At 63.8% G+C, this 13,351-nt stretch carries 11 protein-coding genes; 5 read left to right on the top strand and 6 right to left on the bottom strand.

Annotated features, from left to right (window positions below):
- Window positions 1–31: 31 nt before the first annotated feature.
- The 3 genes from IPF36_RS32915 to IPF36_RS32905 are packed head-to-tail and all read right to left on the bottom strand — an operon-like array spanning window position 32 to window position 3,859.
- Window positions 32–2,266 carry a polysaccharide biosynthesis tyrosine autokinase gene (locus tag IPF36_RS32915; protein WP_135705152.1) on the bottom strand — a complete coding sequence of 745 codons (2,235 nt, stop codon included), beginning with the start codon at window positions 2,264–2,266 and terminating at the stop codon, window positions 32–34.
- A gap of 19 nt (window positions 2,267–2,285) precedes the next feature.
- Window positions 2,286–2,723 carry a low molecular weight protein-tyrosine-phosphatase gene (locus tag IPF36_RS32910; RefSeq protein WP_135705151.1) on the bottom strand — a complete coding sequence of 146 codons (438 nt, stop codon included), beginning with the start codon at window positions 2,721–2,723 and terminating at the stop codon, window positions 2,286–2,288.
- Window positions 2,720–3,859, bottom strand: a complete 1,140-nt coding sequence (locus IPF36_RS32905) for a polysaccharide biosynthesis/export family protein (protein WP_135705150.1) — start codon at window positions 3,857–3,859, stop codon at window positions 2,720–2,722. Before IPF36_RS32905 ends, IPF36_RS32910 begins: the two co-directional genes overlap by 4 nt.
- Window positions 3,860–4,630: 771 nt before the next feature.
- Between IPF36_RS32905 and galU the strand changes: the two genes are divergently transcribed.
- Genes galU through IPF36_RS32890 form a run of 3 tightly spaced genes read left to right on the top strand, consistent with a single transcriptional unit; the run spans window position 4,631 to window position 6,741 of the window.
- On the top strand, window positions 4,631–5,527 hold the full coding sequence (galU, locus tag IPF36_RS32900) for a UTP--glucose-1-phosphate uridylyltransferase GalU (RefSeq protein ID WP_135705149.1): 897 nt from the start codon (window positions 4,631–4,633) through the stop codon (window positions 5,525–5,527).
- An 11-nt stretch (window positions 5,528–5,538) separates the two neighbouring features.
- Entirely contained in the window at window positions 5,539–5,892 is a 354-nt protein-coding gene (locus IPF36_RS32895) for a hypothetical protein (RefSeq protein ID WP_195432149.1), read from the top strand.
- A gap of 33 nt (window positions 5,893–5,925) precedes the next feature.
- On the top strand, window positions 5,926–6,741 hold the full coding sequence (locus IPF36_RS32890; RefSeq protein WP_195432147.1) for an undecaprenyl-diphosphate phosphatase: 816 nt from the start codon (window positions 5,926–5,928) through the stop codon (window positions 6,739–6,741).
- Between the two features lie 90 nt (window positions 6,742–6,831).
- Here IPF36_RS32890 and IPF36_RS32885 read toward each other — a convergent pair whose 3' ends face one another.
- On the bottom strand, window positions 6,832–7,926 hold the full coding sequence (locus IPF36_RS32885) for a hypothetical protein (RefSeq protein WP_255519981.1): 1,095 nt from the start codon (window positions 7,924–7,926) through the stop codon (window positions 6,832–6,834).
- Here IPF36_RS32885 and IPF36_RS34940 point away from each other — a divergent pair.
- On the top strand, window positions 7,925–8,194 hold the full coding sequence (locus tag IPF36_RS34940; RefSeq protein ID WP_240745959.1) for a hypothetical protein: 270 nt from the start codon (window positions 7,925–7,927) through the stop codon (window positions 8,192–8,194). The genes IPF36_RS32885 and IPF36_RS34940 overlap by 2 nt on opposite strands.
- Window positions 8,195–8,921: 727 nt before the next feature.
- Complete coding sequence (locus tag IPF36_RS32880) at window positions 8,922–9,569, top strand: cysteine peptidase family C39 domain-containing protein (protein WP_255519980.1); 648 nt, start codon at window positions 8,922–8,924, stop codon at window positions 9,567–9,569.
- A 32-nt stretch (window positions 9,570–9,601) separates the two neighbouring features.
- Here IPF36_RS32880 and IPF36_RS32875 read toward each other — a convergent pair whose 3' ends face one another.
- Window positions 9,602–11,812 carry a transglycosylase domain-containing protein gene (locus tag IPF36_RS32875; RefSeq protein ID WP_195432143.1) on the bottom strand — a complete coding sequence of 737 codons (2,211 nt, stop codon included), beginning with the start codon at window positions 11,810–11,812 and terminating at the stop codon, window positions 9,602–9,604.
- Between the two features lie 409 nt (window positions 11,813–12,221).
- Window positions 12,222–13,262, bottom strand: coding sequence for an AraC family transcriptional regulator (locus IPF36_RS32870; RefSeq protein WP_195432138.1), 1,041 nt, complete (start codon window positions 13,260–13,262; stop codon window positions 12,222–12,224).
- Window positions 13,263–13,351: the final 89 nt, after the last annotated feature.

Raw genomic sequence — 13,351 nt, 5'->3', positions numbered from 1 at the left:
GGCGTTCCACGATGGCCAATGCGCTTCGGCGTTACGATTTCTCGCCATTGCCGTAGCCGTAGTAGGCATAGCGATAGCGCCCGTATTTGGAACCGTAGCCATAGCGGAAGGCATTGGGATCCAGTCCGTTGAAGATCACCCCCTTGACACTCACGTTTACCTGTCCAAGCTGCTTGGCGCACTCCGAGATCTCGCCGATCGAGCTCTTGCCGAAGCGCGTGACCAGGAAGACCGTGGCGCAACGTTCGGCCAGGATCGCAGCGTCGGCGACCGCCAGCACGGGGGGCGTGTCGATCATGAGCATGTCATAGCGATCGCTGAGGCCTTCGAGCAGCCTGACCATGCGCTCGCTGAGCATGAGCTCGGCAGGATTGGGCGGTATGGTCCCCGTGCCGATGAAATCCAGCCCCGGGACGACGTCGCGGTGAACGACCTCTTCCAGCGCAAGCTTCCCGGCGAGCACGTCCGACAATCCTGGATCCCGGTCCTTGCCGAAGTACTGGTTCAGGTAGCCCTTGCGCATGTCGGCATCCACCAGCAGCACACGCTTGCCGCCCGACGCCATCAACGCCGCCAGGTTGACCGAGACGAAGGACTTGCCCACGCCGGCCGTCGCGCCGGTCAGCAGCACGCGGTTGTTGTTCGCATCCAGCATGGCAAACTGCAGTGATGTCCGCAGGCTGCGCAGGCTTTCCACCGATGGCTCGTTCGGGTAGCGGTCCGCCAGCAGATACTGGCCCCGCTTGCGCGAATGGATTTCCTTGCTGAGGCTGATCTGGTGCTCGGATTGCGGAACGGTGGCATACACGTTGAGGCCGGTATGTTCCTCGATGTCCTTGGGATCCGTGATCCCGCCGAACAAGGCATTGCGGACAAAGGCCACGACCGCGCCCGCCAGCAGGCCCAGCACCGCGGCCAGGACGATCACCAGGGCCTTCTTTGGCTTGACCGGCTCCTCGGGGACCGGCGAGCTATCCACGAGGCGCACGCTGCCGACCTTGCCGGCCTTCACCAGCTTGAGCTGCTGCATATTGTTCAGCATGCCGACGTAGAGGTCGTTGTTGACCTGGACGTCGCGCATCAGGCGCAAGGTGTCCTGCTCCAGGTTGGGCAAGGCCTTGACACGGCTGGCGATCGATCCGACCTTGGTACCGAGCGTGGCGATCTGCTGGTCCAGGGCCTGCATGGAAGGATGGCCCGGCGCGAAGCGCGTCAGCAACTCGGCACGCTTCTGCTTGAGTTCGAGCAGCGAGGTCTCGGCCGTCACACTCTCCTGCAGGAATGCCTTGCCCTCTTCGCTGAGGTTGAAGGTGCCACGCTCATTGCGCATGGCGTTGTACTTGACCTCGGCGCGTTCGAGCTCGCCCTTCAGCTGCGGCAGCAGGTTATTCAGGAACAGCAGGGACTTTTCTGCTTCCGCGGCCTTGCGATTGATGTTCTGCGCCACGTACTCGTCACCGATCTCGTTCAGGATCGCCGCGGTCAGCCTGGCATCGTTGCCTTCGAGCGAGGCCCCGATCATGCCGCTCTGCTTGCCCTTCTCCGCGATATTCAACTGGAGCTGCAACTGCTCCACTGTCTTCAAACGAGAGTTCCGCACAAGGTTGAAGACAATGCCGGGCTTCGCCTTCAGTGCGCTCACCAGCAGCCGGATCTTCCCGACGGCATGGTCCGCTTCTACGGTTTCCCCGACACGGCCGTCGATGGGCTTGTCGAGACTGCTCTGCTCGAGCCGGTAGCGGCCATCACCCAGGCTGGTCAGTACGAAGTTCTCGCCTTGCAGTTCCTCGGGTACGTCGAACGTGGAAACCGCGATGGATTCCGAACCCCAGGCATATCCTCCCGTGCCAAACAGGCCCGGCTCGGAAAGCCCTTTTGACTGGCTCGCGATCCATGGCCCGATCAACGGGAAATACTTTGGCTTGGCATCGATATAGAGCCGCAGATTGTCCACCGCCTTGCCGACGATCATTCGCGAGCGCAGGATCTCGATTTCCGCGGTCGCCTGCGTCTTGACGTCGAACAGCGAGGAGACGTCGCCCAGCAGGCCGTTGGGACTGTTCTGGCTGTCTTCGACCTGCACGAGGATATTCGCCTCGTAAACCGGCCGCGCCAGGAACGCATAGCTCACCCCAAGCGCAAGGATGGCAATGGCAATCGCCGCGATGAGCCAGCGGCTTGCCACCAGCACGTCCAGATAGCGAACGAGGGCGATCTCTTCTGACTGACTGGGCGCCGCGACAGGAACGTAAGTGGAATTGTTCATTGGAGGCAGGACAGTATGTTTAACCCAGGGCCCGGATGCGAGGCACCCACGATTCCACGCCGCGCCGGATCAGTTGCAGCGCATTTTCGAAGGCCGGACGTGGCTGGCGATAGGGATCCGGCACATCGAACTTTCCCAGTTCGCCCAGGCGGAACACGCGCCCCGTGGTAGCGGGGTGCAAGCGCTGAATCTCCTGGCGCTGGGCGCCGTCCATGACGAGTATCAGGTCCGCGCGCCGGATCATGGCGTAACTGAGTTGCTGGGCCCGATGGCCCGAAATGTCCACGCCCTGCTGACTCATGAGGTCCACCGCCTTCGGATCGGCAGCCTGTCCGGCAAGCGCACCCAGCCCGGCGGAGCCGACGTCGCCCTCGGGCAGCGCCTGCCTGAGCAGGCCCTCTGCCATCGGACTCCGGCAAATATTGCCGATGCACACCACGAGTACGGTCTTGATCATTTGACTGCGTTCGCCGTGGACGTGAAGAAGTTTCCGCTCGGCAGCAGTTGGTTGATCACACGGCTCCAGCGGACCACGCCCGCGGCATCCACGTAGACAACGTCCCTCGGCTTCAATTCGAACGCTTCGGCCAGCGCAAATGCCACAGGCGACTTGCCGTCAAGGTGGAACACCTCGGCTTGTCCGTCCGTACCCTTGCGGATCACGTAAAGTTCCTTGGCGTTGGCGGAGTTGGGGTTCAGGCCACCAGCTTCACCAATCGCTTCGCTGAGCGTGAGCCGGCCGTTCCGCGGCATTACCGGGGTCGGCTTCACGACTTCGCCGGTCACGAAGACCTTGCTGTCCTCACGTTGCTCCACGCGCACGATGTCGCCGTTGCGCAGCAGGATGCTGGCCGGGTCGATGCCTTGCTGCAACAGCGCAGGCAGGCTGACGAAGTAATTTTTCCCGTCGCGCGAGATGCGGATGCGGCTGTTATCGCCGGTCAGGACGTTGACACCGCCAGCGCGGTTGAGCGCTTCGACCAGGGTCATCGGCACGTCGTCGATATTCTGCGGGCCAGGCGTCTTCACTTCGCCGTCGAGGTAGACACGCTTGCTGCGAAAGGCGAGCACACGTACGGTGACCTGCGGCATGTTGACGACGGGCTTGAGCTGGGTGCTCAGTTGCCCGCGGATCTGATCCGGGGTCTGGCCGAGAACCTTGAGCACACCGGCATAAGGAAACTGGATGGTGCCGGCAGGGCTGACGACATAGCCCGGTATGTTGGCGGCACCGCTGTAGCTCGGTATCTCGTAGGCCGCACCGATCGAGTAAGTCTGCGTGGGGAACACCAGCTCCGGGTGGTCCCAAACAACGATCGACAGGATGTCACCGACGCCCACGGTATAGGGCTTTGGAACGTCGTACAGCTCCTCCACCCCGACGTTTACCGATGGCGTGGTGGCCTTCAGCGTACGCACCAGCGCCGGCGTGATCTGCGTGATCCTGGGCACCGATTCCGGATCTTCCGGGTCGAGCGGACGCTGTGGGTCGAAGCGCATGCCTGGCGCGAGTGCGCAGGAAGCCAGCAATGGAATGATCCCCACGCACATGGCGGCCCTGCCAAACCTCAATCTGCTTGAAAGCTTTAGCACGTCTCGATGATTCCCTTGTTTGCAAGAAGACCCGCATTGCCCGCCGTCTCCCTGGCGGGTTGAGCAGCGGCGGTTCCGCTGGTTCGACATGGCACACGTGGGTGCCTTTCCGCTTGTTTGCATTGCCTGCGGACTTGAACCTGGCGGTGTTGGCTTCGTGTTGCACGGCGCGGAGGCGCGCTCTTTTTGCACTGCGTCATTTCGCAAATGACCGGCGAAGTTTATGGCCCGTGGGACTACATCTTCAAGGCGCAACCGGCGTTTTCAGTAAGTTTCCGATCCCCCCATCAGAGTGGAAACGAAAAATGGAATGGACGGCAATGAAGCGGTGTCGGGGTCGACGGGCGCCTCGCCGAGCAGGCCGCCCCGGGCCTAATGCCCTGCTTCGCGCAACTTGCGAAAGCCCAAAAAAGAGGGCGTAGACGCGGGGAAGCGTCTACACCCTTACGGGAGCGGCAACGGGGTCAGTGCTTGCCGGCCTTGATTATTGAGGGGCGGCGAAACCCGTCTTACCCCGTTTCGGTAGGCCCCACACCGAGGTGTGGAAAGTTTCCAATGATCGGGCTGACTGACAATTGCCGTCGCGCCAACCACGTTTTTGCCTTCTTCCTGTCCCAACGCGTGGGGGGTACCGTGGATGCTGCGACGCAGCACAATTCCCGGTGGCACCCCGTTGCCGACTTAAGGGTGTAGGCGATCGATTCCCTGTTGCGCCTACACCCTCTTTCTTTGCCGTTAGCAGCATTATCAAAATAGAAGGGAGCAACTCAAATGACGAGTCGCGTCAGCAAAGCCGTCTTCCCGGTTGCGGGCCTGGGCACCCGCTTCCTGCCCGCCACCAAGGCCAGCCCGAAGGAAATGCTGCCGGTGGTGGACAAGCCGCTGATCCAGTACGCCGTGGAAGAAGCCATGGCCGCCGGCATTACCGAGATGATTTTCGTCACCGGCCGCTCCAAGCGCGCCATCGAGGACCATTTCGACAAGGCCTTCGAACTGGAGGTGGAACTCGAGGCCAAGAACAAGCGGGCACTGCTGGACGTAGTGCGCTCGATCAAGCCGGCCAACGTGGAGTGCTACTACGTGCGCCAGTCCGAGGCGCTGGGCCTGGGTCATGCGGTACTGTGCGCGGCCAAGCTGGTTGGCAACACGCCGTTCGCGATCATGCTGGCCGATGACCTGATCGACGGCAACCCGCCGGTGATGAAACAGATGGTGGATGCCTACAACCACTACAACTGCTCGGTGCTGGGGGTCGAAGAGATCTTGCCCGAGCAGAGCCGCTCCTACGGCGTGGTCGAAGGCCGTGAATGGGGCGAAGGCGTGATCAAGGTATCGGGCATCGTCGAGAAGCCCGCGCCGGAAGAGGCCCCTTCGAATCTGGGCGTGGTCGGCCGCTACATCCTGACGCCGCGCATCTTCGACCACCTGCGCGCACTGAAGCCCGGCGCCGGCGGCGAGTTCCAGCTGACCGATGCGATCCAGTCGCTGCTGAGCCACGAACAGGTGCTGGCCTACCGTTACCAGGGCACGCGTTACGACTGCGGCAGCAAGCTGGGCTACCTGAAGGCGACGGTCGATTATGCGCTCAAGCACCATGAAACCGGCGCAGAGTTCCGCAGCTACCTGGAGCGGCGTGGCTGCCTTTACTCTGACAGCGTGATTGCCTAGAAGCAGACGCGATGATCCTCGCTCCGCCCGAGCATACTGGAAACACCCGGATGTCTGCACAAAGCGAAATTGCCAAGGCGCTCAGGCAGTGGCTCACTCATCCGTCCTGGTACAGCGCACACCCTGTCGATGAGGGCAGGTTCTACCGCGCGATGGCTGAGGTCATTGCCCACGCGGGAACGGTCTGGACCGACTCCGAGTTCGCCGAAGCCATCTACGATGTGATCGGCAGGAACCCGAAGGCAGCGCTCGAAGAATACGTCCACGCGTACACCAGCATCGCGATGCGCATCCGGGACTACGAGACGGTTCGGCCTGATCCATTGTTTGCTTACGGCGGCGGTGGCTCATATGCCCGCTTGTAATCTCAGCAACGCAACCAGAGAGGCAGCAGCCACATGATTGACTGGATCCACGTGGGCAAGGCGTTCTTTCTCGGCATTCTCGAGGGCTTGACGGAATTCCTGCCCGTATCGAGCACCGGGCACCTGATTCTGGTCGGAGACTGGATCGACTTTGCGTCCAGCGAGGCGCGCGTGTTCGACGTGGTGATCCAGCTCGGCGCCATCCTGGCCGTGTGCTGGCTGTACCGTGCCAAAATCACGCACCTGTGCGAGGGCGTGGTCCGAAGGGATCCGGAGGCGCTGCGCTTTGCCACGGCGGTGCTGGTCGCCTTCCTGCCTGCAGCGGTCATCGGCGCACTGCTCATCGGGCCCATCAAGCACCGGCTCTTCCATCCCCCTGTCGTCGCGGCTGCGTTGATCGTGGGCGGCCTGGTCATTCTCTGGGTGGAGCGGCGCAGGGCAGTGCCTCGCATTCACACCATCGAAGATTTCGGCTGGAAGCAAGCCATCGGCATCGGCTTTGCACAGTGCGTGGCCATGATCCCCGGCACGTCCCGCTCGGGCGCCACCATCATCGGAGGCATGCTGTCGGGCGTGTCGCGGCAAGCCGCCACCGAGTTCTCGTTCTTTCTCGCCATCCCCACCATGCTGGGCGCCGCCAGCTACGACGCCATGCGGCACTACCATTTGCTCAGCATGGCAGACCTCTGGGCCATTGCCGCCGGTTTTACCGCGGCGTTCATCTCGGCGCTGTTTGTCGTCAATGCGATGATCCGCCTTGTCGCGCGACATTCGCTGCAGGTATTTGCCTGGTATCGCATCGCACTCGGCCTGCTGATTGCGGTCATGACCGCTGTCCCATCGCTTTGAGCCTGGTCTGGGCCCGCAATATGGCAAGCCGCGCCTACGTGGCCGGGCAATTCGATGCCCGGCCACGGGACGCGCCTGATCCAGCCCAGCTTACTTGGCGCAGGCGAGGTTGACGGCCAGTCCGCCCCAGTCGGTGGCCTGGTTGGTGTCCACCTGGACCTGCAGCTTGTCGTTGTGGAGAACGGTTCCGGCGGCCACCTCCCGGGTGCAGCTCTGCAGGCCGTTGGTCACCTTGCAACTCAGGCTGCCAACCTCCGACAGGCTCGCTGTAACGCCCGCCCCCGTCACCTTGTACACCGAGATGTCCAGCGATCCCTGCACCTTGCCAAGCGTGCTTGCAGTGAGCGTGACGCGGGTGCAGTCATATGGAATCACGACACCGAAGTCTGACGGCCGTGGCACCGCACCGCCGGCGCCGGTCATGACGTAATGGCCGCGGGTAAGCGTGTCCGGTACGTTGAAATTGCCGTTGTACACAGTCGACGTCGTCATCGTCACGCCGGTGGTCGGCCACTTGCCGTCCTGCTTCGGCCCGTACATCGTCGAAGTCGAGGTATCGAAATAGAAATCGCCATCGACGCCGATGCTGTCGGTCGGCGCACCGCTGCCGTACAGGATGTGGCCGCCATTGCCGACCGTGCCGCCACCGGTACCGCCCGTGCCGCCGGTCCCGCCGCTGCCTGACTGCCCCACCAGCGACACCCCCGCCGGCCACTGGTCGTTGGCCTTGGGCCCGTACAGCGTCCAGGTATTGGTATCGAGGTAGAAATCGCCATTGTTGCCGACGCTGTTGTCCGGAGCCCCCGCGCCGGTCAGCACGGTGCCGCCGCCGGGGCCCGACGATCCGGTCCCGCCACCCAGCGGAACGCCCGGCGGCCAGGTGCCGTCCGCCTTCGGCCCGAACAGGGTCGAGGTCGAAGTGTTGATGTAGTAGTCGCCATTGTTGCCGACGCCGTCAGTCGGATCGGTGGAGCCGGACAGGATGGTATTGCCCGCCAGGCCCGTATTGCCGCCGGTGCCGGTGTTGCCCTGGGCGCCGCTCCCGCCCGCCGGCCCTGCGATCGACACCCCCGCCGGCCACGCGCCGTTTGCCTTGGGCCCGAACAGCATCCAGGTCGCGGTATTCAGGTAATAGTCCCCGTCCTTGCCGATTTCGGGCCCGGGGTCAGTGGTACCGGACAGCATGGCGCTGCCCGCGTCGGCTGGCGCTGGCGCGTTCGTGGACGTGGACGGCCCGGTGTTGCCCGTCGTTGTCGCGGCGGAATTGGTGCTGGCGGGGGCCGAGTCGCCCCCGCCTCCTCCGCAACCGGCCACCGTGAAAATCAGACAGGCAAACGGTACCGCTGCGAGCCTCATGTGGATGCGTTTCATGAATACCCCCTTTTTCCCGGCTTTTTTTAGCTACATTGAGATCCGATCGCTTGCGCTGACGCCAACGATGCGTTCAATCTAGCTGGCGGAATTGGAAAGAAAAATCGCCCCTATGGACGAGCGCCGGGTACGCGCCAGGAGCGCCCGCAGCGTGCATCGGACCGGGTCGGAGGCGGTTGCCGGAGCGCACGATGGCCATTGCATGCGGGCCGGTCGACGGGCCTCGCGGATTCCCACAAAGCCTTTACGTACAAGGCTTTTAGTCATCGAGGCCACTATCGCGAGTTCGGGCACAGATTGCGTGCACACGCTGTCTACCCCGCGAAAGCGGGAGCTTTATTCCGCCCGGGACCGCGCATCGGCAAGCCAAGGGCAGACTCCCCCGAAAGGATGTTCGGAAAATGAAACGTGGGTGTCATCAACACGCCGGCCGCCCCGGCTTGCGGCAAGGATCACGGCTTGTTCTGCCCACTTGTCCTCGCGGTTTGGCGGCACTGGCCCGGAGTGCATGATCCAGGCGATGTTTCAAAGCCGAATCAGCCTCGAAGTCCCCTGTCTGAATGATGGGAACGGGTGCCCTCGTCCACTACGCTTGCATGAAACTGCCACACCACTGAAACCGGGGGGGAATCATGGGTGAGTGGAACCCGTGCGGGCCGCACGAGCCTGCCGAGCTTCTATTGTGCGAGGCGCCTGAACCAGTTGGAACACCGACGCCAAGGTCGACCCAGAAGCGGCCCAAGGCGTCACGTGTCGCACCACCCTGGACAACACCCATTGTGTGGCCCGGCAGTTTCGAGTGCGACGCCATGGCCGGACACCGCGAGCCTGCGGGCGGGGACCGTCTGACGGGCGCGGATGATCCGCTGCTGGGCTGCCTGTTGCTGCTCAACCGGGTATGGCAGCGGCCAATACCGACGGGCGTCCTGAAAGAGCTGCCACACCGCCTCACGTTGCCGCAGCTGGGCGACGCGGCGGCGCACGCGGGCTTGTCGACGCGGCTCGCGGAGATGGAGTTGGACACGATCCCTGACCGCGTACTACCGGTAATCCTGCTGCTACACAAGCGCAGACCGTGCGTACTGCTGGAGCGCCGCGAGCACGGACGCCTGCTGGTCGCGCTGCCGGGTTGGGGCGGCGGTGAACAGGAGGTTAGTCGGGATGAGTTGCTGGCCCAGTACAGCCGGTACGCCATCCTGGTACAGCCTTTATCGCAGGCAGAAGGGCGGGCAGAAACGCAGGCAGAAATGCAGGCAGAAATGCAGGCAGAAGCGCAGGCGGAAACTCAGGCAGAAGGGCAGGCAGACATGGAGCCAGCGCAGCCGGGCCGTTCGACCGGTACCGCGACGCGCCCATCCTGGCGCCACCATTGGGACCGGCTGACTGCCTCTGCGCACAAGGTGTTCCGGTCGCGGCGCAGGCGGCGTGCGGACGAGGCTGCCGTCATTCGCAGCTAGCCATGCCGGAAAGCGATGGGCGCCAAGCCTTTTCAGTCGCCCCAGAACAGGAAGCGCCGATGCCGCGGCGTATGGACCTTACGAGACGCCCGGGTCTCGGGACTGAAGCGCGCCTCCGGGTCGACCGCTCGTGCGCGCAGCGCCATGTCGTAGAACGCGCCCACCATCGGCAGGGCGCTGCGCGCGCCCTGCCCCCAGTAGTCGCCGAGCGTCACACGTCCATCATCGAAGCCCACCCAGGCGCCCGCGACCAGTTGGGGATGCATCAGGATGAACCAGCCGTCGGCATTGTCCTGCGTCGTGCCCGTCTTGCCCGCCACGTCGGCGCGAATGCCGAAGCGCGTCCGGATCTGCGCTCCGGTGCCCCGGACCACGACATCGCGCATCACGTCGACGAGTGTTTGCGCTGCGCCTGCGGGTAGTGCCTGCTCCGGCGATGCGCTCTTAAATTCGGCGAGCACCTTGCCCTCGTGATCCTCGATGCGGGTGACCATGCGCGGCTCGACATAGGCGCCGCGGTTGGCAATCGTGCTGTAAGCCGAGACCATTTCCTTGAGCGTGACCGGGCTCGTGCCCAGCGCGAGCGACGGTACCCGTTCGAGCGCGCTTTCTCGCACACCCATCGCGTGCGCAAGGCGCGCGACCTTCTCGGGCCGCGTCTCCTGCATGAGTTGCGCCGTGACGCGATTACGCGAGTACACCAGCGCGTCGCGCAGCGTGACCGGCCGGCCAGTTGGCGGCTCCGCATCGGAAGGCCGCCACATCGCCTGCCCGCGCAGTGGAATGGCAACGCTGCGGTCTACGAGCGTATCGTCCGGGCGGGCGCCGTCCGCGAACGCCGCCCCGTAGACGAAGGGCTTGAACGTAGACCCGGGCTGGCGCCGGGCCTGCTGCACGTGATCGAACGGCGCGTCAGTGAAATCACGACTACCGACCCATGCCTTGATATCGCCGTTGCGCGGATCGATCGCGATGAATCCCGCCTGGACCTGGGTCTTGCTTCGGCAGAGGTCACGGACAAACGCCGGGTTCCTGCCTAGCCTCCTGAGCGCCGTCTCATCCGACCGACCCGCATCGCGTGCGGTGCGGTATTCCGGCGTTTGCCGCATGAACGTCCGGAACAGGTCGTTGTCCGGCCCACAGCCCCGGCGTTCGCTCCAGGCCTCATTCGCAATCCATTGCAGCTGGCTGGCCTGCCAGTCCACCGCCTGCAACGCCATGGCCTGCAGCCGGAAATCTATGGTCGTGCGCACGACCAGTCCGTCGGCGTAGATGTTGTAGCCATTGCGCTCGGCCCATGCGATCAGCCATTTGCGCAACTGCACGGAAAAGTGCGGTGCTGCGCTTCTCGGCGCGGGCTGCACCGCGAAATTGACCCTGAGCGGTTGCCGGCTCAGCCAGATATGGGCATTGGGTCTGAGCTTCCCGTGCTTGCTCATCTGCCCAAGCACAGTGTTTCGCCGCTGCACGGCGCGCGACGGATTCAACACGGGGTTGTAAGTGCTGTTGGCCTTCAGCATGCCGACAAGTGTCGCGCCTTCGAGGATATCGAGCTGTTGGGCCGATTTGCCGAAGTAGGTGCGCGCCGCCATTTCCACGCCGTAGGCGTTGTACAGGAACGGTACATTGTTCAGGTACGTCTCGAGGACCTGGTCCTTGCTGTACACGGCTTCGATCTTGAGCGCCGTTATCGCCTCCCTGACTTTGCGCGCGAGGGTCGGCGCGCGGCCAACCTGGTCGGGGTACAGGTTGCGCGCGAGCTGCTGCGTGATCGTCGAACCGCCCTGGCGTTCGCCGGACAACGTATGCAGCGCAGCCGCCGCCATGCGCAGCCAGTCAATGCCGTGATGCTCGTAGAACCGGTGATCCTCGGTTGCGATCAATGCGTCCAGCACGTACGGCGAGATCTGCCTGAGCGACACCCACTCGCGATTGACCGGCTTGAACTCGTCGAGCACCCTGCCATCGGCGGACACGATGATCGCCGGGCGGTCGATGCGAGCTTTCCGAATGTCGCCGAGAGCCGGTGTGGACGGTACGAGCGCGAGCACGTACAGCAGGAACAGCGCGGGCACTGCAGCAAGGGTCAGCAAGATGCCTCGTCGCGTCGGGCGGCGAAGGCGGCGCAGTGCGCCGCTGAAGGCGCGCTTGGCTGTCAGGATGCTGGCAGCGGCCAAGGGTCGGATGCGGATGAACCACCGTGCGCAGAACTCTCGAAACAACGATACAGGGCGGCGATTCACGACGGCGGGACGCTTGGCGGAAAGAGCGGGATCCTACCAAAGCACCGGAACCCGTCTGTTGCCAAATGCCCGCGTAAGTCGCGGCACTAACATTCGATTACATCTGTTTCATTTGGACAGAGTTACCGGCGTTTCCCACGAAGACTGGCTGTCGGACAAAGCCGGATAGCGCCGCGACAGGGGAGCGGTTAAATTGGGCCGCTCGATCGGGCATCTTCATGGGAGGCATAGGCATGCAAGACATTCTCATCCTGACCGTCGGCACTCTATTGCTCGCAGCCCTCCTCTTCCCTGGCCGCAAAAGCCGGCGAGGCAAGTAGACAAGCTCGCGCACACGGAACTCGTGCCGGCGGCGGCCAGGTCGCCGCCGGCAACCGGAACGTCGCATCTGGCATGGCTTGCCGCGGTGCTAGGTGTTGGCCTGCAGGGACCCGGCCGGCCGGCGCATTGCGCCCCGCGCCGCCCTGCTCTCCTTGGGACTGCAGCCAAATTGCGCGTGATACCAGCGCGAAAATCCGCTTGGCGCGGAGAAACCGAGCAGGGTCGCCACCTCGGTCAACGGGCGATCGCTCTCCAGGACATGGCGCGTGGCGAGTTCCGTGCGGATGTCATTGACGATCGACGAAAAGCTCTGCCCTTCTTCCGCCAGCCGGCGCTGGACCGTGCGGCACACCACGCCCAGGTGGTCCGCCACCTGCTCGATGGTGCAGCGCCCGCCGGGCAGCAGCAACGGGATGATGCGCCGCACGTCATCGAGCATGGTCACTTGCCGGGAAATGGCAAAGGCATCCACCAGTTGTTGCGCGTAGCGCGCCATGGCGGGATCGGCGGAGGGATTGCGGGCGTCGAGATCGGCCTTCGTGCAGATAATGCAGTTGAATTCATGGTCGAATTCGATGCGAGGTCCGAAAAACCGCTGGTGCGTAGCAAGGTCGCGTGGCGCGGGATGTTCGAAGCAGACGCGCCGCGGTTCCCAGTCCGGTCCCAGCAGCTGCCGGATCAATCGCACGATGACCCCGAGTGCGAGCTCCGCCCTTTGGCGCGTGGGCTGATGGGCGTTGCCGGCGATGACCGCCTCGCGGATGATCACCAGCCCGTCGCATTCCTCGACCGCCAGCGAGAGCGCACTGTTGAGCAGGGTCTGATAGCGCATCAGGACGCGCAGCGAGTCGCGCAGGGTCGCCTGGTCGCGGATCAGCAATCCTACCGGCCCGAGGTTGGACAGCAGGCGCGACTCGGCCATGCACAGGCCGAAACTTTCATTGCCCGACAGGGTCGCGGACGCCTGCAGCAGCCGCCCGACGCGCTCGCCCGGGATCATCAGGTCCGGCTCGCGCAGGACGCTCGGGCTCAGGCCCGCGTCAAGGAGCATCCGCACCGGATCCAGCCCGGCAGCCAGGGCGACCTCGCTGTAGTTGGTGAGGGCCGCAGCGCGGACAAGAGACGACATTGCAGGGCCGAGTGAAACGTGACAGGGAATGATAAAAGCCTGTCATCCACTGTCAAGCGGGAGAAACCCGTGGCGTCCGGCCTCCGGCG

The organism is Cupriavidus sp. IK-TO18, from assembly GCF_015549295.1.
Classification (GTDB): Bacteria; Pseudomonadota; Gammaproteobacteria; order Burkholderiales; family Burkholderiaceae; genus Cupriavidus; species Cupriavidus oxalaticus_A.
Note: the sequence above shows the minus strand (reverse complement) of the source record. Positions and strands in the feature narration are given on the sequence as shown.

Coding starts and splice junctions, on each gene's coding strand:
- galU (WP_135705149.1), top strand. CDS start 4,631: ATGACGAGTCGCGTCAGCAAAGCCGTCTTCCCGGTTGCGGGCCTGGGC.
- IPF36_RS32895 (WP_195432149.1), top strand. CDS start 5,539: ATGATCCTCGCTCCGCCCGAGCATACTGGAAACACCCGGATGTCTGCA.
- IPF36_RS32885 (WP_255519981.1), bottom strand. CDS start 7,926: ATGCTGTCCGGTACCACTGACCCCGGGCCCGAAATCGGCAAGGACGGG.
- IPF36_RS34940 (WP_240745959.1), top strand. CDS start 7,925: ATGGCGCTGCCCGCGTCGGCTGGCGCTGGCGCGTTCGTGGACGTGGAC.
- IPF36_RS32910 (WP_135705151.1), bottom strand. CDS start 2,723: ATGATCAAGACCGTACTCGTGGTGTGCATCGGCAATATTTGCCGGAGT.
- IPF36_RS32915 (WP_135705152.1), bottom strand. CDS start 2,266: ATGAACAATTCCACTTACGTTCCTGTCGCGGCGCCCAGTCAGTCAGAA.
- IPF36_RS32890 (WP_195432147.1), top strand. CDS start 5,926: ATGATTGACTGGATCCACGTGGGCAAGGCGTTCTTTCTCGGCATTCTC.
- IPF36_RS32880 (WP_255519980.1), top strand. CDS start 8,922: ATGGCCGGACACCGCGAGCCTGCGGGCGGGGACCGTCTGACGGGCGCG.
- IPF36_RS32870 (WP_195432138.1), bottom strand. CDS start 13,262: ATGTCGTCTCTTGTCCGCGCTGCGGCCCTCACCAACTACAGCGAGGTC.